Genomic DNA, 21,372 nt, shown 5'->3' with positions numbered 1-21,372 from the left:
TTAATCGACGCGTTATGATATCAAACTATAGCGCGACAATAATGAAAACATTGAGAATGACTTGGGTTTGCTTAAATGGTTTTCTTCGGGCAAAACGAACTGGAATTCCTGCTTGCCGCAAAACTCCCATGGCATACACCGACCGATAATATCGCCGGCCATCTTGCCCGTCGCCCTCGTTTTCATGGCGCCCGCCGTCATTTGTCCGGCACAGGCGCCAGCATGTTGGCATCGCGTGCCAGCACCCAATTTCCGCTTTGCTTCTTGAGGATGGACAGCGTATGGCCTGCGCACCATGGATCGAGCGCCGCCAGGCGGCGTAACGACGACGGTGAGCTTCGTCCACATAAAGGCCCACTCCCCGAGAACCCTGATCTCCTGAATCTCGCTTCTGCCGTCGAATTGCGGAGCTCCCTTGCCTGATTGAGCGCGTGTCGCCACGGCGAATTCAGCCTTGCGCATGACGGGCTGGCCTGCCACAAGAAAGACAACGTCATCCACCATCAATGACAGGACTGTCTCCGTATCACCCGCCTTGCTTGCGGCCATCCAGATGGAACCATCTGCCGGATTTCCTCTTCATCGCTTTGCATAGGGCCCTTTAGTTAAATCTCGATGAAAGAAACAACGCGACCGACAGGCTGCTAGCTCTCGGCATCAGGCGGTGAAGGCGGGACCTGAAGCTTTTCGGTAACGCGCAAGAATCGAACGACACGTGCTCGTCAGTCTTGCGAGTCATGCTGCATCTTATGCAAATTATTTGAATTCCGGCTATTGGAATCGTATGTTCATTCGTCCTCCAGTTCGATAAGTTCGCCGCCTTCATCGACTTCAATTTCAAATTTCTTTCCACCTGGATCCGGCTTTCTCGCCTGTACTTCATAAATCGTGACGGATTTACCGCTTATTGTCCTCGTCTTCTTCTTGATTTCTTCAATTTTGCCCTCGCCCATGTTTTGGGAGATCGTTTTTTGCGCTGCAGCCGGCACCTGAGACCATTTGATCTCGGTCGATTCTCCAGCAAAGCAGCTTGTGGCCGCGCATGCCATGACGAGCGGCAAAATAACGGGTGCGAGTGTTTTGGTCTTCATGACGATTCTCCTGTTTACTTTAACGAAGATTATTAGCGGAAGAAAAGAATAAACTCCGGATAACAAAGGAATCTGTACGATATCGCACGTATTCTTCCTGTCGGGAGCGGATACCAGCTACACTTTGGAAGGAACGGATGGCTTTCCGATAAGCGAATGGAACGATCTGATACTCATTCCATAAGATTGACCGCTGTTCATCGAACCTGCTCCTTTAATTGATATTTTCCCTGGCTTTAGAGTATAGTTTTGGATGAGTTCATTGGAACTGCCAACTGTGCATTCCGTGACGTTGCGGGGGCCGAACGGCAGTGGCTTCGGTATAAATCTCGATAAACTGTCGTCTATTCATTATCTGACCATGAAGCATAGCCATCCCGCCAAAGTCCTGTTGTTAATATGCACAATTCTGTTTACCGGTTGCGCAACCGTGGGTCCGCGCGGTCAGAGCACAGACGCAACGGATCCCCATGAGCACATTAATCGCAAGTCTTATGATTTTACCGATATGCTCGATCGAAAAATTCTGAAGCCAGTTGCCGACGTCTATATTGATTATGTGCCGTCGCCTGTTCGGCGCTCCGTCGGAAATTTTTATGACAACCTGGGATATCCGGACGTAATACTGAATGATTTTTTACAAGGAAAGGTACGCCAAGGGTTTAATGACACCTTGCGATTGACTGTCAATACGACTATCGGAATAGCCGGGCTCTTCGATGTGGCCTCGCGCATGGGTCTACCGCAACATGATGAAGATTTTGGACAGACGCTGGGTGTGTGGGGTGTCGACGCGAAATCCTATCTGTTTATTCCATTGCTCGGTCCAAGCAGCTATCGTGACGCGTTTAGTATTCCTGTAGACGTGTTCACCAATATTCTTTTTTATGTAGGGACTTTTCTGGGTCCTTACGCGATTGGCACCGCCATCGCTGCACCGCTTTCCATCCTTGGCATCATCGACATGAGAGCGAGGCTATCCGGCCCCATGCAACTTCGCGATCAGGCTGCGTTGGACCCTTACCTGTTCGTGCGCGATGCCTACCTGCAGCAGCGTAAGCACCTGATATACGACGGAAGCCCTCCACCCGAGAGTTACGATGATCAGCTGGAAGAAGAACCTGCGAACAAGCCATCGAACTGAGCATGAACAGGGGTTGGGGTCAGAGTATGATCAACTCGCTTTCCGCCATGGTAGTAAATTCATTCCGTTCAGATTATAGTGAGTGAATCGCCAAGACATCGGCCTGCAATACCCCGCTGGCTATATCGATGAGATGGCGGTGGTGCGTGAACAGCATCACCTGCCCACCTTCGGCAAAACGCGCCAGCGCGCTGAATACGTTCGCGGCGCGATGATCATCGGAAGTAATCAGAACATCATCAAGAATCAACGGCATTTGCCGCTGCTCGTTGCGTTGCAGTTCCAGTGCAGCCAAGCGTAGGGCGAGATAAAGCTGGTCTGCAGTACCCTCGCTCATGGCCGATACGCCAATATGCCTGCCATCGTCGCGCTCCGCCTGCAACGCAGGCTGCTCAGCCGAGTCATCCACGATCAGACGTCGATAGCGGCCATTCGTGATTAGCCTGAAATACTCGGAGGCCAGCGTCACCATGGGTGCTTGCGCCTTGTCACGAAAGCGCCTTAACGCCTCGCGCAGGAGTGATTCGGCCAGCTTCAGCTGCGCCCATGGTTTTACTCCAGCGCGATAACGCGCAATGGCCGACTCCATCTGCTCTCTGGCTTCTGCAGCATGATCGGAAGTATCGATCTCATCCAGTGAGCGTCGTGCCGATTGCTCTGCATCCGCCGCTGCGTTGACCTCCTCTTCAAGCTGTTTGATGGATGCCCGGCATTGCTCCCGCTCAACGTCTGTTTCCGCGATATCGAGCCCCGACAAGGCCTCTCGCAATTCCGGAAGCGTTGAGGTCGACGCTTCACGCAACTGCCCAATCAGCGATTCAGCCTTTTCCTGTAATAGCCGTTTTTTGGCCGACTGTTCCTCGACCTCGCTTAGATTATTTGCATCCACGTCACCCGCTGCTTGGCACAGGGCGAGAAGCGCCGCTTCACTCGCCGACTGCTCCGCTTCAGCTTCACGTTTCTTGCGCTGAGCAGCCTCAGCCCGGCGATCGAGTTCGTTATTGCTCCTTTCCGCTGAGCGGGATCTTGTTAAGCGGTCTTGCAAACGATCAACGAAATCATCCACGTGGCGGCACTCAGGCTCGCCCAGTAATGCCGCAAGCCGGTTTGCCTGGTCCAACAAGGCATCCTGGATCGCAACAAGAGCACGGATACGCGACAACCGGTCATCCTGAGCAATTCTGGCGTTTTGCAAGGCATCGAGTTCATCGAGCCTGGCCTTGATTGCCGCCGGCGAACTGTCTTCGGCAAGGAACAGCCGTGTATGCCAGGCAGCCAGCTTGTCCATATGCACAGACAGTGCATCACCGAACTTCCTGATATCCTGATTTGCCGCATTCAGGTCGTTTTCGAGGCTCTTTATTGCATTTTGGCGAGCCGCTTCGTCCGCAGCCACCTTGATCATGGCTCGAATCCAATCCGAAGCCCGCGCAATCATTGGGCTGAGGCTATGTACATCAGCCTGGACCACTTCCCCCACGGCGGACAGCGCCATGCCAAGCTTCGATGCAGCCTGTTCCGCTTCAGCGAGAAGACGGGACTGCTCATTCAATACCTTAACGTGATGGGTGATCCGCTCCAAAACCGCACTGCGCAGATTCAACCATTCCCGCAGCGCTGCCGGTTGATGGACAGGCAAGTTCGCGGCGGAGAGCCTGCCGAGCCAAGCTGACTGAGCCTGCTCTTGCGCGAGTACATTGGCTTGTTTCAACAGAATAATTTCTTTTAATCGTGCTTCCATTTCAGCGACACGTATCTCGCACTCAGCCACCTTGGCGGCTCGCTCGGCGCCTTCGCGCAACAGATCCGCCTGGCGGTCTGCCTCGTTCTGCGAATTCTCGAATGCTTCAGGCAAGGGGCGGTTCGGATCAAATTGGGCGGCAAGCGATTCCGGATTTTCGCTACGCTGAATAAATGCCTTGCGTATCAACTCCCAACCATGGTCGCGATGCACGCGGGCTGCGTGCAAAGTTTGCGCGGTGACCACTTCACCCTCCGCCGCAAATTCATGTTGACGCCGCTGTTGAGCTTGGAGGTCGTGCTTGAGCGCTGTTTCCTCCTTGTGCAGGCTATTGATTTCAGTTTCAAGCCGATCGAATTCCTTTTCCGCAGAGGTTATTTCCGCCCCCAATAATAGCTGGCTGCCTTGCAGTTGTTCCACGGCAGACAGCCCAAGGTCAGTCAAGCCCTGCCGCACTCGCCGCGCATGATCCTCTATTTCGCCTTGCAGCTTCTCGTGGCGCTTTGTGAAATCACCCATTGTTCGTGCCGTATGCAATGCTTCTTCAATTGCTCGTTGCGAAGCCGCATCCGTCATTGGCCGCTTGTCTTCCGGCTGCTGTTGCAGTTTTTTCAGAATGTCCGCAACCCGCTCGTGGCGCGAACTCAAACGTCCCTCCAAGGTATCGCACTGAGCAAGATGCTCATTCAGCATCACCCGGTCGGCCATAGAGGGAACGGCTGCCAGCACATCATCAATTGCACGACCTCCCGCAATTTTGGCTGTCATCGCAACCAGCGCGAGCCGGGCGCTATCGGCCTCAGCCTGGGTTTTCCGTAATTCAACATACGTATAGCTCGCCGTATCTCGATTTTTGATCAGACGCTCAATCGCGGCGGCGTGCCTCAACAATGGCGGCTCGATCATGAGTTGCGCCTTTTCCTGAGCATATTCCACCAGCTCGGCATCCGCTTGGGAAATAGCCTTTAGTGCTACCTGCAGCGACTGTTCGGCGGCCAGGCGATTTTCTCTTGCATCTGTGGGTAATAACGGGATCTCCGTCAGGCCGTTCAGCGCAGCCAGAGCGTCATCATATTGCTTCAGCAGGGGCTGAACTGCCCGCAATTCAGTCAACTCGTTTTCCCTGCGCCGCAGTTTGACCAATCGGTCCCTCAGTTCAGCAAGCTTTGCCTTTGCATCCGCATGGGTGCGCTTGCGGTCTTTCCATTCAGCAGGCCTGGTCAACGCCTGGCGATAGGCACGCTTGTATTCATCAATCTGGAGGCTGGCTTCGTTGAGAGTGGCCTGTTTGGAGCGTGGGATAAAATAGCGGCGGCTATCCTCCTGTAGCGAAGCCAATAGAGCCGTTACACCTCGCGTTCCGGCGCTGGCTTCGAACAATGCCGAGCCAAGCTCGCCATCCGCGCTCAACAGTAGCTTGCCGCCTTCGCGCAGGCGTTCATGATCGATTCCAAACATAACCTCAAACTGTTTCCGATCCAGGCCTCCGGTCAGGGCACGCTCAACGGCGGAAGCGACGGCGGTACCGCCGATCGGCTTACCGTTTCCTGGATCGGCATAGAGTAGCGTCTGCTTGTTTCCTTTGCGGCGCGCCAGGGCAACGCGTTCGCCGCCAATATTCGCGAATACGCCTCCGAGCAGTATACGGCTGTATTCATGAATGAAATCGTCCGTGCTACGCGGGTGGATGCCAAAACGCAGGTCGCCCATCGCGCGTAATGCCGATGACTTGCCAGCCTCGTTCGGGCCATAGATCAGGTGGAAATTGGCGGGCGTTGCCGCGAAATCCAGCGCACGATCCGTGAACGGACCGAAGGCGGATAAAAACAGCTTCTCTATTCTCATCGGATCCCACTTCCATCGGCACGTTCCACGTTCAGGCGCGCCAGCAGCGTTGCCTCGGCATCCGCCAGCAGGCTTCGCAGCGAGGCCGGGTCGTCGAGCCGGGGAAAACCATCACTTGCCACATCGGCCTGTACTTCCAGGGGCAGCTTGGCGAGTACGTCGCCCATCGCCTGCTTCGACCAGTCCGCCAGCATGGCATCATCCGCAGCCAGCTCATCTACCAGGCGGACCAACTCTGCAATGGCGTCTTGCCCTGCCATAGCCTGGGCACGATCGATCGGCGAGCTGATGGCGAGGCGCACTTGCTCGATCCAGACTTCGCAATCGTTAATATCCTGTGCCGCAGCCTGTACTGTGGCGGCCAACGTCCCCGGCTGCTTCGCTTCCAACTCGTATAGATGGGTTTGTCCGATCAGATTGACCCTGACCGCATGCAGGAGAGTGGTTGCACCCGCTATGGCTGCTGCCAGTGCTTTCCGCGCCTGCTCGGCCGCTTGCGCAACATCGTTCACGCCATCGAGTTGCACGGTCACTTGATGCCAGCGCACGACATCAAGTTCAATAAAACTTGCTTCGACAGTGCCCGCATTTACCGTGACCAGTTCGCAGCCTTTGGGGCCGGTTTCGTTAGCATGACGCCCTTGCAAATTTCCGGGAAACACGATGCGAGGCGCTTTCTCGGACACGACCTGCCGGGCATGGACATGGCCCAATGCCCAATAGTCATAGCCCTTGGCCGTGAGCACCGCCAGGCTGGTCGGGGCATAAGTGTCGTGGCCGATGGCGCCGGTCAAGCTCGTATGCAGCACGCCGATATTGAATAGACCGTGCACAGGCTCCGGGTAAAGCGGCACCAGATCATCCGGTACTTCGCGATCCGGAAAGCTGCGCCCGTGGATGGCCACCGCCAGATCATCGAGCCGCACTGTTTCGGATTTCTTGCTGGAAAACGTCGTTACATTGTCCGGCAGGGGTAACTGGCGGCTGATGACTCCCTGCGCATCGTGATTGCCCTGCACGATAAACACCCGAATATTGGCGCGCGCCAGCCGCACCATCTGCTCACGGAAAAATAGGCCGGTATGAAAATCATACCAATCGCAATCGTAGAGATCCCCGGCCAGCAGCACAAAATTTACCTGCTCATCCAGCGCGAGGTCCACCAGTTGCACCAGCGCCCGGCGGGTGGCATTGCGCAAGCGGTCAACAGGCGCCCCGTCATAGCGGCTCAAACCGCGTAGCGGGCTATCGATATGCAAATCAGCCGCATGGATAAAACGCATCTATAAATTCCCCTATTCCGATCGTTACGACCCGGCCGCGCTTGCTGTCCTCCCCTGCCGGTAATCACAAGTTAGCCGGTAATCACAAGTTATTCAGTCGACTCGACAGCAATATTCAAGCACATCCGTAGACAAGCTTTACAGGATATCTTTTTTCTCGGTAAGCAAACTGCCAATTCTAATGAGCGAATGTCTCCACCAAAGCTTCGATCCTGCACGCGCTATCGCTAGCGCAACTGTACTTGAGTCCAGTTGTATTCGCTTTGCGAAAATCGCATTCCTGAAAATCGGCTGAACGGAAATTCGCGACGTGCTGACCAGTTGTAACGGTCTGTCACTGATTGGCGAACACACATCACACGTCCAACTGCCGGATTCAGGATAATTTCCATACACCATTCAAATCTTGTTCAACTGTAGCTCTGCAAGGGCGGGCATTCTGAGCTAGACTATGCACGCCATTCAGTGGTCAGCCGGTTTTTCCATTCACGCGAAAGCGCGGTGGGCTCCAAGGTCGCTGAAGCCGGCCGATGGCGCAAAACGAAACTGGGCTGGGACATACTTCAAGGGTAGAATTCGAAATGTAGAGTTCGCCTGGAATCTACAAGTTTCCGGTTTATGTGACTTTGCGCTGAATAAACTATTTCCCGTCTTTTTTATGGCCACTTCAATTTAATATTTCAAGGAGAATAACGATGCGTATCTCTTACGTTCTGGCAGCTTCACTTGTTCTTGGCTGCTATGTCCCGGTTTCATTTGCCGCCGGCGCTTCGGCCGACGCTTCCGTCGCGATTTCATCACCTCCGGATGGCGCCAAAATTAGCCCGAAAGGCGATGTCAATATCGACTACGAGGTGTCACTGGGAAAAAAAGGTGATCATACGCATCTTTACCTGGACAGCAACGAAGCTGTGACGTTACGCGGATTAAAAGGCACCCACGCACTGGGAACACTTCCGGCGGGCCAGCACGAGATATGCATCAAGGTGGTCAACAAGGCGCACACGCCGATTGGCGCGCAGAAATGCATCAATGTCAGCGTAGAGCCAACCACATAATTGTGTTTGAAAACCTCGACTACGCCATTGTGCAACTCGTGCACAATTTTGGCGCCGCTGCCGTGGTAGGCGTTGCAATTTTTGCGCTCTACCCGGCAGCACAGCCCGTCCCCGTCCAGCGCAAGTTTGCGTGGCTGGTCGGGTTAGGCTGGGCAGCCCAGGCATTGAGCGGCATGGGGTTCAGCGTAGTCAGCTATTATTTTTACGAAAAGCTGCCCGACTTGCATGGAGTAGCCTTTGCCGCGCTGGTTATCAAAATCATGTGTGCGGTGGGCGGCCTCAGCATTGCTGTAATGTATCTGCGCCAGGGCGCTGGCTGGACTGAAGAAAAACGCCGCGCTGCCTGGAAACTGCTTATTGCGCTGGGCGTAACGGCGCTGACCGCAGCCGCTTTCTTACGCTGGTTTGCCTGATTTTACGGCCCTTCCATTACTTTCATCGGACTCAACCAGGTTACTTGGTACATACCAAATTCCTGATCGTCCCGAATAAACATCTCTGCTGCATAGAAGTACTGAAATCCGAAACGAGTTGCCAATTGGGGCTCCACCGCTACCAGACCCGGACCAAACCATCGGATCGGCCTTTTATGCAACGGCATCGCTCTGCCATCGGTATGCGACTATTCCGGCAACAGCGCATTCAACTCGGTAAATAATTTTTCAAACCGGGTAAGAGTGGCTTTCAGATCCGCGCCAAACAATTTCTTGATGATTTCGGATTGGTGCTCCGTGAAATAGACGGCGGGGGCGTAACGGTCGAACTTGGGATTCACGCCCGGGACAACATCTTGTTGCGTACGGAAATGTTCTTCCGCGTACGCGACAATGCGCGCCACCGCACCAGCTGAAGGGACAGGCAGGGCCTGCCGCCCCTTGAGGCCGTAACACGCATTTACGATCTCCACGTAAAGCCCGGTACCAAGCATATCTTCGACATCCGCCTCCTGCTGGCCTGTCGAGGCGCCCATCGAAAAAATATGCGTATCGCGCAAAGTATTCCATCGGCGCAGGTTTTCGACCCTCTCGTGATCTGATGCAAAATCTGTCAGCACCGCAACATGCAAACGGTTACCACCAAAAAAACTCATGAAGGCGCTGACTTTCTCGATACCGCCAGCGGGGCAGATAGTCCAACGCGGATCAAGCGGTATGCGCTTGTGAGAACGCAGTACTTCCGACATTGCCCGCAAGAAAAGAAGATCGGACGGTCTCGTCACCAGCAATGTATGTTCACCGACAAACAGCGATTGGGTCATCTCGTAACCCAGCGCACTCTGCAGTGGAAACAGCGTATCCGGATCGGTACTGAGAACCTCGCTGCCGACTTTGGTACCTTTAACTTCGGGCTCCCCATTCTCATGATAAACAACCATATCCTCGACAGTGCGCACCGAGAGAAGATTGTCGGACGGCACCATGAATGGGGAATGCGTCGTATAGATGACTTGATGGTCAGGTGCAAGACGCTCCCGGAAGTAGCGCAGAAGGTCGGCCTGCGCCTTGCCATGCAAGCTCAGCCCCGGTTCATCCAGCAGCAATACCATCCTTTTCTGGTGTTGCTTCTTCATCTGTGAGAACAGCACAAGAAAGGAGAAAAACCAGACAAAGCCCGTGCTGCGATCGTCGAACGGAACCGTCACATCGTGAAGCTCATTTAGAATGCGAGTCCGGAAGATGCGGCCACTATTGAAGGGAGGCGGGTCACCCGGCAGGGCATGGTCCAGCCGGAAAATTACCTTAAGGAATTTATTCTGGCTCCAGTAACGGAACATTTCAGCGGAAATCTTGTTGGATGCGCTTTCGAAGCGCGAAATGAGGCTCTCGAAATCCTGAATGGAGGCAACTTGTGCAATCGTGGTGGAGGCCATTTTGCAGAGCGCAATGAACACCTGGTCCGCCGCTTCCAGCGTGTTGCTTGACTCCCTCTGCTGAATCTGCTCAAGACTGACCTGACCTTGCATCCGTTGATATTGGGAGAACAGCATGAATTCCGGCAGGTCCAGCAGTTTCACAATAGCCTGGGAAACCGAGGCCTCCGGAAAATCAAGGTCAATTTTCTGGATGCATTGCCATCTGCCCGGTGACGATTCATGAAGCGATTCTGTTTTTGCCTTCAGTTCCGCCATCGTTTGAACTGAACCGATATGCGCTTTTTCATCATCATGGAGACTGCTGGTATCAATGAGATGTTGAACGATGGCCGCTTCATCGAACCTGATTGTCCAGCGGATTACGTTGCCATAGTCCTTTTTTACCACGACTTCGTCGCTCTGCAGTGCTCCAGCACCGAATGCGTTGGAGATAGCCTGTTTTTCGGCGGGTTCGATCGTCCACCATGTTGTGATTACATCCGCATCTTTGCCGTCGTGGCGTTCTTCGTAGTCCGATAAGTGGCGTCGGGGGTAGTCTATTTGCCACTGGAAACCCGCATCCCTGAAGATAGGATTGAGCCGATAAAGTGCCGTCAACAGCGTTGTCTTGCCCGATTCATTCTTCCCGACCAGGCAGGTTATGTGCTCATCAAGGCTGAACTCCCCGGAATCCTCGATATTTCGGAAATTCTGAATTCGTGCACGCACCAATTTCATGTAAGCTCCTCTACTTTAGCGACAATTGTAGACACATACGCGGTTAGTCAGCAATGGATTTACGACGCCACGTGTGCATACGGACTCGGCATCCACACGGTCAAAGTAATTTACGTGAATCATGAGAAGCAGATTTGGCTCCTATCTGTGAAATTTTAGATTTCCTGAAACAAAAGTACAGCAGGCGAATCAATCGAACTGATGAATAACATATGGAAATGCCTGCTGGACAACTCTTCAGTGAATCGGCGGCATTGCAGCGCATGAATATGTTTCAAAAATACGAAAAATACGTTAAGCGCGGCCGACATGGCCTTTAGCGAGATCGAACTCAAACGCTGCGAGAAGGCGCTTGCACAGTTCCTGGCACGCCGGCGACCACCTGTTCATATTCGTGATGAGCTCGATATCTCATACCGCATCGCTGGCCATAGCGTGGAAATCTTTGAGGTTCGCCCTGATTGGCAAAATCCGGCACTGAAGATGGAATTTCCCGTGGCGAAGGCTACGTACGTGCGAACCCGTGATCATTGGAAGTTGTTCTGGATGCGCCAGGATCTTAAGTGGCACAACTACGAGCCAAATTGTGTATTCAAGACGCTTGCGGCTCTTCTTGACGTCGTTGACAGGGATGAGTACGGTTGTTTTTTCGGCTGATATCAAATTAATATCAGATACTGCGCAGCCATCACCTGCTGATGCCCCCTTGACGATCCTCAAGAATTGCCATCGGTGGGATGACTGAAAACGATAAACTCCTGATGGTTGAAATGGTAATTCCGGAAGGCAATGCGCCCTCACTTGGCAAGCTCCTCGATCTCGAAATGCTGATGCTCTTCCTGCACGCTCATGAACGGACAGAAGCCGAGTACCGCGTCTTGTTTAAATGGGCTGGCGGCAGCCTGACCAGAATCTGCCGGCAAAATCCGCATAGAAAGTAATAGAGGGTATACGCATTTAACATAGCGCGGGGCCGCATTATGTGCAAGGCAGAATGAGCAGATCAACTCGAGTGCCATCGTTTACCATCAGTTTAATCGCTATTTTTAAATATTCCAGTTTGAGTTACCTTATCTTTTATTTTCAAGGGAATTACATCATGTTTAAGAAACTGCTTGTTCATGCCGCCCTGGTTCTAACCGGACTGATCCTCGCATTCCCCGCGGCCGCGCATTACATCTGGATCGAACAGGACAAGTCGCATCATGCACGGCTTTATTTCGGGGAATACCAGGAACAGGAAAGAGAGACGAGTCCTGGCAGACTTGATGAGATAAAAGGACCACGAGCATGGATACTCGACGCGGCCGGGAATCGGAATGAGATTAAAGTGGTACGAAAGGAGACTCACTTCGATCTCGGCGTAATTTCAGATCATAAATCACCGATTATCGCCGAGGAGCTTGCCTATGAGGTCAAGAATTGGACCAGGCAAGGTATCGGTATCGTGAAGCCAATGTTTTACACGCGCTTCAGTCCGCTGGCGGAACATACAGCCCCTAAATTGGAACTCATGCTGGATATAGTCCCGGAGAATGGATCCCCTAACGCATTCACTGTTTATTTTCAGAATGCGCCGCTGGCAAAAGCCAAAGTCATGGTCTACGCCCCCAATTTCTGGATGCAGGAACACACGACCGACGAAAACGGCAAGATCAACATAAAAACGCCCTCGCCCGGCCAGTACGTCCTGGAAGTCATACACTTGGAAAGGCAGCCAGGAGAATTTCAAGGGAATAAATTTGAAGCGTTTCGCCATCGTGCAACGCTGACATTCGATATCCCGGCAGGGGCGCACGAAAATAAGGCAAGTAACGAGAAATAAAGATCACATAATAAATAAAAACGGATCGGGCAGTCAGGTTTAACCCGATCTGTTTTCTTTTTCCCCTCCAACGGTTGTTCCTTCGAAACCTTCCCACCAGTACCAGGCTAATGATTTGGGGTCAGCTTTTTGGTAACGACTCAACCGCCTTTTTAAAGCCTCAACAGTTCACGCCTTCGGCAGAAGCTGCATGGCGCCCCGCGCTGTTGGCGGATTCGGCGAGGCAAGCTAGTACCAGAGTCCAATTGCTAACGCCGATCAAGCTCGTAAGATGTGCGCTTGCAGCTGCCGGTGCGCGTACATCGCGCTCACTTGCGGCAAGTACAGTTCCGGAGGCGGATAATCATGCGTCAAACTATTGGCTGGGCGGCTTCATGGGCACTCTATTATCTAAGCGGTTATGTGGACCTTGCCAGAGCACGTTATAAGGCAAAATGGCTTTCCTCCCTGTATTTAAAACTGTTGGACGCGTCCGATGACGTGCAGACCTGGGGAGGTGGCGGCGGCACCTGGGTTTATCTCACGCCCGGCGAGAACAAACGCGGAGCCTATCCATCACCCATTTATGGTAAACGCAACCGCTCGAAGCCTCGATAAACTACCAAACACTTTTCATGGGTTCCAAAAGCCGCCTGTATCCATGCGCAGCGGCCCCGGCGCGTGCCCGGCCACGAACAGAAGGAAGGCAGGTTTGTAAAGGATATGGATGCTCTGTGGTACGTTCTACAGGTATGTTCGTACTCGAGATTCCTGACATCCCTGCGAATAGTTGCTATATTGCGCTCTTTAGCGCGGCGGAAACAGCGGCTTTTTTCGCAGTTTCAAGGACGATTGCACGATTCGCATTCATGAGGAACATTATCGATGGGAACGACAATGAAGTTCGATTCAATCATGGGCCTGGAGCGCGTCATTAAAATATTTCTTGCCGCTGCCTTCCTGAGCGTTGGATGTTTGGCCGGAGCTGCAGAGGCACAAGCCGGGGAAACTTCCGATGGGATAACTCTCACGCCTGTCACGGCGGAGGTGCTTCCGAATGATCCTGGGCAGACACTGACAGCAGTCATCGTAAATCTGGCACCCGACGCCAGGAGTGCCAGCCATCGTCATGCAGGCATCGTCTTCGTCTATGTGCTTGAAGGGATTGTTCGTTCACAGCTCGACAGTGGCGAGCTGATAGAGTATCGCGCCGGGCAAAGCTGGAGCGAACCGCACGGGACCGTGCATTCATTCATGGAGAATCCCAGCAGGACGCTACCTGCGCGCCTGCTCGCCACGATTATCGCTCCGACGGGCGCACAACTGACCACCTACGACAAATAGCCCGGGCTGCGCTGCCAGCGTCGACCCGCTGATGCGGGCTATCCGGCGTTATCCGGCGTATCGCGCCGCTTTTCCGCACCAAACTCCACCACAAGATCGCTGAGGAGTAATCGGTATACTCGACGACACCGAAAAAGCCTCCATGGCATTTTCCCGGAAAAAGGATACGGAGCTTAGGGATGTTTAACGACGGCGTGTGGGTGATAAAAAAGCTCCGGGCGTACATTCCCGAAGATCCGTTCGAAGTCCTGATCAACGGCGAATCGATGGGGATGACAAAGCTTTTATCCTTTGCGAAACGCGTATCCAATACAAGCCGTTTTCCCCAGGTTCTTGTCATCTACTCTTCCGGTTATCTGCGGCTTAAGGCCGGGGCTGATCCAACGCCGCCACTGCCGTTCGGTCAAAGCCTGGTCCTCGGCCCTGCAATCTCCGGCACATCGGCTTCATGCCCGAAAAAGATTTTGTTCTTCCATCCCCAGTTAAAGCGCGTTGCCATTGACACCTCCCAGCTCAATCAAGGTAGCACGGGCAGGATGCTAATCCGGATTACGAACTCCCCCGCAAATCGTTTACGAGACAGCGGAACGACTAATCAGATCATGGATCTCACCTGGCTGTTGGCACTGGAAGAGCCGCATGAGCTTGCCAGCACACTCCATGTGGCGGGAACGTTTGAATTCACAGAGGACGTGATGCCGGATGCCCTGCAGACAAAAACATTCGAGTCGATGCGGCTCCTTCAGGTTTCCAGCATGTTTATTGATAATGTCCGGCATGATGTTGACGCGCTTCGTTTGCATACCGAAAACGATACCGCGACGTTATCCTACGATTCCTCATTGGCAAATCTGCTGCTGCCAGTGACGCCCCACGCACTGAACCCTGCAATGCCAATGTTCGACTCTATCCATACAGATGATGCCGGGTGGCCCAACGGGAATACGCCGAGCTACAGAATCAGGATAAATTCAACCACAGGCCCGACAGCAGGTCCCATTATGGTCCGGGCATTTTTCAACAGCAGCCAGAACCTGCGCCATGACAACCTCGGACTCTGGGCGTTCCAGCAAGTACCTGCATCGATAAAAAAGGGCACAACCGGAACCATCAACTACACTCTTATTGCAGGTGTAAATGCTCATTCCTTGGAAGAAATTTGAAGCTCGACCGCTTGTAGCAAACTACCTTACCGGCGACTTCGCAAGCATGGGTGTTACTTCATTTCCACAGAAAACAAACCCCGTCATCAAGACGGAATTGTCCGAACACAGCTAAACCAGGTTAAGCCTTGTTTTGTGACGCGCAGCGAAACCAATCAGGCACAGGCCAGCCAGCATCAAGGCATATGATGATGGCTCCGGAACAGCAGCCGCCATGGTCGGTTCGGCGAAGACGAAATCGTCGGTGACGGCAAGATCAGTATTACCACTGAGGTTTTCCGGACCAAATGACTGGAAGCTGGTACCGTCGAAGTTAAACAGGGTATTGGTTCCGACGGTCAAATTGACGTCAGTCACAACAGGGTTATCGAACAGCACGCCGAGAAATTGGGGTTCGCCGCTTGCGCCGGTGGGCACTGCGAATGTACCGAGGCTGACCTCGTGTCCGCCGGCGTCATGACCGAAGTATTCAATGCTGCTGCTTCCGGCTTTTTCCACATCGATAAAAATTGCACCGAAACCACGTGTGCCTGCCGCCGTTGCCGTGCCGGGAATGGTAAAGCTTTGACCGATGAAGCGATCGTCGAACTGGTACGGTGTCTGATCCTGCATGACGAAGGTATTGTTGGGGCTAAAAGCGGGGAATTGTCCGGCGGTGCCCGGGTTAACGCTGGCAAAACCGTCACCGCTAACTGCATAGGGGTCTTCGAATAATGCCCCCTGCGCCCGAAAACGGTCGACGGGGATGACGACCGTATGGCCGGAGTCCACCACCTGCGTATTCGGATTTGCGTCGGTGCCATCAAGCTTTACACCATCCCAGCTGATTTCACGGCGCCCACTCGCTTCAGGCCCAGCGGTATTCTTGGCCCCGCCAATCGCGGCGCGGAAAGCGTCGAGGGCAGTGGTGGCGTCAGCGCCAGATCCGCTGTAGACCACAGGCGGCGCGGACAATGCGGACGGAATGTAAAGACTGGCAGTAGCAGCCATTGCTCCGGCAATCATCTTGATTGTGCGCATGATAAATCTCCTTTTCCTTAAGAAGCTGTTTATGAATATATCCACGAAAAAAGCGCCGAACTTTTCCAGAGCTTTTTACAGGTATAGCACTCTATACTTTGAAAGCAAGAGACATTGACACATGGTTTGGAAGAAATCTTTCTGGATTATTCGCCCTTTATCATTCGGGCACGTTGCCACCGTTGCGTTGTTCCTTTTGTGCACCGGCTGCGTTCATACCGTTCCATTCACGGATGCGAAGAATCACATCATTCCCGGCAGCATTGCAACCATGGAAACTGTAACCATCGGCGGCATATCTCAAAGCATCTGGTTTCGTGGCGTAACCCAGTCCAATTTAGCGCTGATTCTCCTGCATTAATAGCATTGCAACAGCGATCCCTTAAGCTACATTACGTTAATGCGCCCCTGAATAGCGTCACGGTGTAGATTTAATGTACGGATCAAGCAACCGGCCGAATCCACGAAGTTGCACAGGGTCAACAGGTACTTTTTCAATAAAGGAAAATCATGACCTATTATGATCAGAGCAAACGCGACAAATCCGAAGGTCCCCCGTCCGTAAGCGAAACCGAAAATTTGATGACTACTGCCACTTTGCGCCAAAGCGCCACTTTGCCCGCTCACAGAAGCGCTGGCCCAAGCGCAATCCAGACCCAATGCCAGAGCGAACACGACCGTGAGGTCCCGGAGGTTGACCTGCTATCGCCGCTGACCATTCGCAGCGTCACTTTCCGCAACCGGATCGCAATGTCACCCATGTGCATGTATTCGGCGCAGGATGGTTTTGCCAATGATTTCCATCTGGTTCACCTTGGCAGTCGGGCGATAGGCGGTGTAGGGCTTGTAATGGTGGAGGCCACGGCAGTTACCGCCGAGGGACGCATTTCGCCGGGTGATATGGGAATCTGGAAAGATGATCATATTGAACCATTGGCTCGGATCTCGAGGTTCGTCGAGGCACAAGGCGCGGTTCCCGGTATACAGCTCGCTCATGCCGGGCGCAAGGCGAGTTGTGATGCCCCATGGACTGGTGGAAACAGCCTGAAAACGGCTGCTGAAGGTGGCTGGCCGGTTATCGGTCCCAGCCCCCTGCCCTTCGATGCAGGAGACCCGGTTCCGGCATCCATGTCTGAAGCGGATATCGAGCATTGCATCGATGCATGGGAATCAGCCGCGCGACGTGCGCTCCAGGCAGGCTTCAAAGTGATCGAGTTGCACGCCGCTCACGGTTACCTGATGCATGAATTTCTGTCGCCGATCAGCAACCACCGCACGGATGAATATGGCGGCAGTCTGGAAAACCGCGTGCGGCTATTGCTGCGAGTCGCGGGACGGCTGCGCGAAGTTATCCCTCAGGAGCTGGCTTTTTTCGTACGCATCTCGGCAACCGATTGGGCGGATGGAGGCTGGGATATTGAGCAATCCATCGTTCTTTGCAGAGAACTCAAAGCATTGGGCGCGGATCTAATTGACGTCTCCTCCGGTGGAACAACGCCCGATGCGAAGATTCCTGTCGCCAGAGGCTACCAGGTTCCATTTGCCGGCTGCATCCGCGCGGGGGCGGAAATCCGAACGGGTGGCGTAGGCCTGATTACCGACTCACAATACGCAGATGAAATCATTACCAGCGGCCAGGCGGATCTCGTCTTTATCGGGCGGGAATTGCTGCGAGAACCATACTGGGCTCTCAAGGCGCAGCATGCAATGGGGGTGGAGCCTGACTGGCCGACCCCCTATGGCTATGCTGTCAAGCGGCGCGCGAAATAAGGAGCGCGTGTACAAATCAAGAACATCGATAAAATTGGGCTCGGTTGGAAGGGGTAGCTCGGCCGTCCTGACCCAACAAGGCAGGCAAAGAGAATTCCCGGCAATAAAACCCGTTAATCATCCGGAGAAAACAGCATGGACGAAAATACCAAACCGCGCCTGGTCGGCATCAACCATATCGCGCTCGAAGTCGGAAATATCGATGAAGCGCTCGCCTTCTATGGCCGCATCTTCACCTTCGAATTGCGTGGCCGCGGCCAGAAATCAGCTTTCATCGATATGGGTGATCAGTTCATCGCGTTAACCGAAGGTCGAACCCAGGGTGCGGACGACGACAGGCATTTCGGTCTCGTGGTCGATGATCGGTCCCGAGTGCGTGAACTGGCAAAAGCGGCAGGCGCAAAAATTCTGGAAGGCGGCTTCCTGGACTTTCTCGACCCGTGGGGCAATCGCATCCAGGTGGTCGAATACCGTGACCTGCAATTCACGAAGACGCCGGCGGTGCTGAAGTTCATGGGGCTGAACCTGGATAAAAGCGAGGAAGCGAAAGCGGAATTGCGCAAAAAAGGAATCGAACCGTAAGAGAAGGAATCGAATCGCAAGAGCCATGCAGAGATGAGCGAGCATCTGGAAATTCGAAGAGGCAGATTAAAAATCCCTGGAAGCTATCAGGAAGCAGCCTTCTGTATTGATTCGATCGAGGCAGGCACACCGGTTAGTTATTCGTGGTCCTCCAACATGCAAATGCAATATACCGCCTTGGTAACCGCGATTCGGCCAATGAAGAAAGCCACGGACAGTTGCGGCAGGATGTCTTGGAGGACGCCAGGCGCAAGATTGATGAGTGGCGGCAGTACTATAATGAGACGCGCCCCCACTCTGCATTGCAGTGGGCAACACCCGCTGAATTCGCCCGCCAGGAAAGAGAAAATGCCTCCCGCCGGCAGACACGTGAACAGGGTTCACCGCAGGGCCTATGTGCGAAAACGTACAGAGACATTGAGAATTAAAACCTAATCTCTGTATTTTTAAGCCGTAAGCAAACCTTGCATTTAGCATCGAGGCAAGGATCAGGGGAGGTGTGAAATGAGCATTTGTAATATGCCGGGATTTACCGCTGAAGCGAGTGTCTACAGGTCGAGCGATCGCAACCCAATCAGAGCTGATGGGGTAAGTAAGCCATTCAATGTCGTTGAAGCCGCGCAAAATCGGACTGCTCCAATGCGGGTGGAGATGTCTGCGCGTAGACCGGAAATTTCGGTTGCCGATTTTCACTTCCAGACCGCGTGGCTCGAGTGCTTCTGTTCGACAACAGAAGGTTGGTGTTCTTGTATGCCAAGGCGGGACGTTATTACTGCCTAACTCAAAACGCGACAAGTGCCTCCCGTCGGTTTTCTATTCGTCGTTTCTCATTGCCGGTACTGCTCCATTTCCTCAATCACGATGCGCTGATAAGCAATGTGAGAGACTAACCCCTCCCAGTCATTTGCTGAGGGCAAATATTCTTCATAGCTATATCGCAAAGCGCGATACCGCACAAGTCAAGACAACCCCCACCTGCAATTCATCGTGCTCCCAAAAACAGATGGGCAGGTCAACGGGACGCTCCGCATGCAGCAATTTGCTCCCGGTTTAATTTAACTGGCCGACCTGAATACTTTCCCCGTTTTTGAAACCAACCTCTATCATGGACTCTCACAGTAAACAGGAATGAGTCGCACCCCCCCTGCCGGCACATTCCGCCAGCCGATCAAGACAGGTGACATAATCTTCATCGAAGAAAAAGCAGGCTTGACGATTGCCGCGGCGTTGTCTAATGTGAAGGGCGTACCAGGCAGCATAAGACGGACGCGCTTCATCGTATGGCGTATGGCTCCAGTGCTGAAATTAATTAGAATCGCTTCCCGCCACCTCTAGCTCGATCGAGACAACTGAATTAATTCGCAACCTTAATTTGTATCTTTCCATCATTTCATCGCCATACCAAACCGGAATCAGACTTGGCTGAACAAATAACGAAGTTTTGCATGAACTAATTCTCAAGGTGAAATTAAACGTAGAGAAGCGAACCAAAGGAGGCATCCGATGGCGAGTACAGGCAAGACAAAAAAAAGAACGACACTGGCGTATGCGAGAAACCTGCTTGCCACACCGCTAGCTGGAGTGGCCACGATTCTATATGTTATGTGGCAATTGGTGGTGGAGCAGCAACTTTTCCTGCACACATTTCTTATTGAGCGAATAGGCAAACGCGGGGTAGCGAAACTGCCCCTGGGATACGGCAATGTGCTGGCGCTGAAAAGCATCATGTTGTGTCAGCACCTATCCCATAATCCCGACTTGTTGCGAGACGTTCGTCGGCGCAGGGAGCAGCGGATACTACGGCGATTGCAAAACTACGGCGTACCGCGCAAGCAAGTTCTGGCAATTTCCGAGTATGGGCCTGGTGAGATTGATCCGCACCGATTTTACCGCGAGCACGTCAAACGATCCATTCCCTGCGTGCTGCGCGGATTTGTAGAAAATGCCTCCGAGGACTGGACCCTTACAAGGCTCGCGGAACGATTTCCGAACACGGTGGTGCAGGCTTTGGACAAGGGTACCAAGAAGATGGTTAATACCTCCCTGCGCCGGATCGCCGAGGATCGCCGCCGCAATTTCATCCCGCAACAATTGCTGCTCGACCAAAACCCGACTTTTTACGAATATTTTGGCATCCCGCGGTCACACGGATATTTTCCTGTCATGGGGCGGCCGTCGAAACCCGTTCTGAGTTTTCTGATTCTGGGCTTGGGAGCGGGTTTGAATGCGAACTACCACTGCGAGGAAGGTCCCAATTGGTATCTGGCCGTATCTGGGTCCAAACATTGGACGCTGATCGAGTCTGAATACTCCTGGCTGTTGTACCCGGCGGCGCGTGGAAACGGCATGCGGCGGTTTGCAGAGTTCAACGCCGATGAGAATGGCGAACCGAGTGATCGTGATGCTTATGCACTGACAGAATATGCGCCGCGCTATGAATTCGACCTGCACCCAGGTGATGTTTTGTTTTTCCCGGCATGGATGTGGCATAAGACAATCAACCTCGATGAAGAGGGCCTGGGCATTACCTGCAGGTATACCGCGCCAACGGAGGTCTCGAACCGGTATTTCCGCGGCCTGCAACTCCTTTCGGGTGGTTTCTGGAAAAGCTGCATCGAAGTCATCAGCTGCAGCATACGCGGCAATATTGCCGATCTCGCCGCCGACACCGCCCATAACGAGCAGGAAACCACGTTATACTGAGAAAATCCGCCTCCGATATAAGAATAGGACGACCTCGGTTGAATTGTTTTCAGAAGTCGTTCTGACAAGGGAATATTTCCCACAAACTGAAGGTGTTCGGACATGCCGCCGCATCGATACCTGTCGTTCACGTAACGGTCTTACAGGATTTCGATATATTACAGATGGAAGCGAGCGTTGTTTATTCGTTTGCGCTTGGGCTCCATTCAAGATTCCCAACCGTATCGAATTTGG

20 protein-coding genes are annotated in these 21,372 nt (G+C 53.2%); 14 read left to right on the top strand and 6 right to left on the bottom strand.

Annotation, left to right across the window (positions count from 1 at the left end; translation table 11 throughout):
- Window positions 1-12 precede the first annotated feature (12 nt).
- Window positions 13-549 (bottom strand): Cif family virulence factor, encoded by a 537-nt coding sequence (locus BLS94_RS09905; protein WP_218124785.1) that lies wholly within the window; start codon window positions 547-549, stop codon window positions 13-15.
- 239 nt (window positions 550-788) lie between these two features.
- The gene (locus tag BLS94_RS09900; protein ID WP_090960393.1) at window positions 789-1,091 is read right to left on the bottom strand and encodes a hypothetical protein; all 303 of its coding nucleotides are present in this window, start codon (window positions 1,089-1,091) and stop codon (window positions 789-791) included.
- Between the two features lie 262 nt (window positions 1,092-1,353).
- Here BLS94_RS09900 and BLS94_RS09895 point away from each other — a divergent pair, with 262 nt between their 5' ends.
- Window positions 1,354-2,235 (top strand): MlaA family lipoprotein, encoded by an 882-nt coding sequence (locus tag BLS94_RS09895; RefSeq protein ID WP_256325377.1) that lies wholly within the window; start codon window positions 1,354-1,356, stop codon window positions 2,233-2,235.
- A gap of 73 nt (window positions 2,236-2,308) precedes the next feature.
- On the opposite strand, the gene BLS94_RS09890 is transcribed toward BLS94_RS09895, so the two are convergent.
- Both BLS94_RS09890 and BLS94_RS09885 read right to left on the bottom strand, forming a co-directional pair.
- Window positions 2,309-5,821, bottom strand: coding sequence for a YhaN family protein (locus tag BLS94_RS09890; protein ID WP_090960389.1), 3,513 nt, complete (start codon window positions 5,819-5,821; stop codon window positions 2,309-2,311).
- Window positions 5,818-7,104 carry a metallophosphoesterase family protein gene (locus BLS94_RS09885; protein ID WP_090960386.1) on the bottom strand — a complete coding sequence of 429 codons (1,287 nt, stop codon included), beginning with the start codon at window positions 7,102-7,104 and terminating at the stop codon, window positions 5,818-5,820. Before BLS94_RS09885 ends, BLS94_RS09890 begins: the two co-directional genes overlap by 4 nt.
- 695 nt (window positions 7,105-7,799) lie before the next feature.
- Here BLS94_RS09885 and BLS94_RS09875 point away from each other — a divergent pair.
- Window positions 7,800-8,162: a hypothetical protein gene (locus BLS94_RS09875; protein ID WP_072767437.1), complete on the top strand. Its 363-nt coding sequence runs from the start codon at window positions 7,800-7,802 to the stop codon at window positions 8,160-8,162.
- Window positions 8,129-8,575, top strand: a complete 447-nt coding sequence (locus BLS94_RS09870) for a hypothetical protein (RefSeq protein ID WP_176767850.1) — start codon at window positions 8,129-8,131, stop codon at window positions 8,573-8,575. The genes BLS94_RS09875 and BLS94_RS09870 overlap by 34 nt, the downstream gene beginning before the upstream one ends.
- A 209-nt stretch (window positions 8,576-8,784) precedes the next feature.
- Here BLS94_RS09870 and BLS94_RS09860 read toward each other — a convergent pair whose 3' ends face one another.
- A complete protein-coding gene (locus tag BLS94_RS09860) occupies window positions 8,785-10,752 on the bottom strand; it encodes an ATP-dependent nuclease (protein ID WP_090960373.1) in 1,968 nt (655 codons plus the stop codon).
- A gap of 309 nt (window positions 10,753-11,061) precedes the next feature.
- Here BLS94_RS09860 and BLS94_RS09855 point away from each other — a divergent pair, with 309 nt between their 5' ends.
- From BLS94_RS09855 to BLS94_RS09830, 6 genes are all read left to right on the top strand, one after another.
- On the top strand, window positions 11,062-11,409 hold the full coding sequence (locus tag BLS94_RS09855; protein ID WP_090960370.1) for a DUF3024 domain-containing protein: 348 nt from the start codon (window positions 11,062-11,064) through the stop codon (window positions 11,407-11,409).
- Between the two features lie 80 nt (window positions 11,410-11,489).
- Window positions 11,490-11,693 (top strand): class I SAM-dependent methyltransferase, encoded by a 204-nt coding sequence (locus BLS94_RS09850; RefSeq protein WP_090960367.1) that lies wholly within the window; start codon window positions 11,490-11,492, stop codon window positions 11,691-11,693.
- A gap of 158 nt (window positions 11,694-11,851) precedes the next feature.
- Window positions 11,852-12,577 (top strand): DUF4198 domain-containing protein, encoded by a 726-nt coding sequence (locus tag BLS94_RS09845; RefSeq protein WP_143021683.1) that lies wholly within the window; start codon window positions 11,852-11,854, stop codon window positions 12,575-12,577.
- A 345-nt stretch (window positions 12,578-12,922) separates the two neighbouring features.
- Window positions 12,923-13,174, top strand: coding sequence for a hypothetical protein (locus tag BLS94_RS09840; protein WP_090960362.1), 252 nt, complete (start codon window positions 12,923-12,925; stop codon window positions 13,172-13,174).
- 279 nt (window positions 13,175-13,453) lie between these two features.
- Complete coding sequence (locus BLS94_RS09835; protein ID WP_176767849.1) at window positions 13,454-13,900, top strand: cupin domain-containing protein; 447 nt, start codon at window positions 13,454-13,456, stop codon at window positions 13,898-13,900.
- 179 nt (window positions 13,901-14,079) lie between these two features.
- Window positions 14,080-15,063, top strand: coding sequence for a hypothetical protein (locus BLS94_RS09830; protein WP_090960356.1), 984 nt, complete (start codon window positions 14,080-14,082; stop codon window positions 15,061-15,063).
- Between the two features lie 111 nt (window positions 15,064-15,174).
- Here the strand turns inward: BLS94_RS09830 and BLS94_RS09825 are convergent, their stop codons facing one another.
- A complete protein-coding gene (locus BLS94_RS09825; protein ID WP_090960353.1) occupies window positions 15,175-16,083 on the bottom strand; it encodes a PEP-CTERM sorting domain-containing protein in 909 nt (302 codons plus the stop codon).
- A gap of 510 nt (window positions 16,084-16,593) precedes the next feature.
- On the opposite strand from BLS94_RS09825, the gene BLS94_RS09815 reads away from it, so the two are divergent.
- The 5 genes from BLS94_RS09815 to BLS94_RS09795 all read left to right on the top strand — a co-directional run bounded on the left by BLS94_RS09815 (window position 16,594) and on the right by BLS94_RS09795 (window position 21,138).
- A complete protein-coding gene (locus tag BLS94_RS09815; protein WP_256325376.1) occupies window positions 16,594-17,853 on the top strand; it encodes an NADH:flavin oxidoreductase/NADH oxidase in 1,260 nt (419 codons plus the stop codon).
- A gap of 135 nt (window positions 17,854-17,988) precedes the next feature.
- Window positions 17,989-18,435 (top strand): VOC family protein, encoded by a 447-nt coding sequence (locus BLS94_RS09810; RefSeq protein ID WP_072767427.1) that lies wholly within the window; start codon window positions 17,989-17,991, stop codon window positions 18,433-18,435.
- A gap of 143 nt (window positions 18,436-18,578) precedes the next feature.
- Window positions 18,579-18,863 carry an integrase core domain-containing protein gene (locus BLS94_RS09805; RefSeq protein ID WP_371130270.1) on the top strand — a complete coding sequence of 95 codons (285 nt, stop codon included), beginning with the start codon at window positions 18,579-18,581 and terminating at the stop codon, window positions 18,861-18,863.
- Between the two features lie 700 nt (window positions 18,864-19,563).
- Complete coding sequence (locus BLS94_RS09800; RefSeq protein WP_090960348.1) at window positions 19,564-19,770, top strand: hypothetical protein; 207 nt, start codon at window positions 19,564-19,566, stop codon at window positions 19,768-19,770.
- A 168-nt stretch (window positions 19,771-19,938) separates the two neighbouring features.
- Window positions 19,939-21,138: a cupin-like domain-containing protein gene (locus BLS94_RS09795; protein WP_090960345.1), complete on the top strand. Its 1,200-nt coding sequence runs from the start codon at window positions 19,939-19,941 to the stop codon at window positions 21,136-21,138.
- The last annotated feature ends 234 nt before the right edge of the window (window positions 21,139-21,372 follow it).

Origin of the sequence: Nitrosospira sp. Nsp18, from assembly GCF_900103145.1 — a bacterium.
In the GTDB taxonomy this organism is placed as follows: domain Bacteria; phylum Pseudomonadota; class Gammaproteobacteria; order Burkholderiales; family Nitrosomonadaceae; genus Nitrosospira.
The sequence above is the reverse complement of the archived record's forward strand: the minus strand, read 5'-3'. Positions and strand labels throughout refer to the sequence as shown.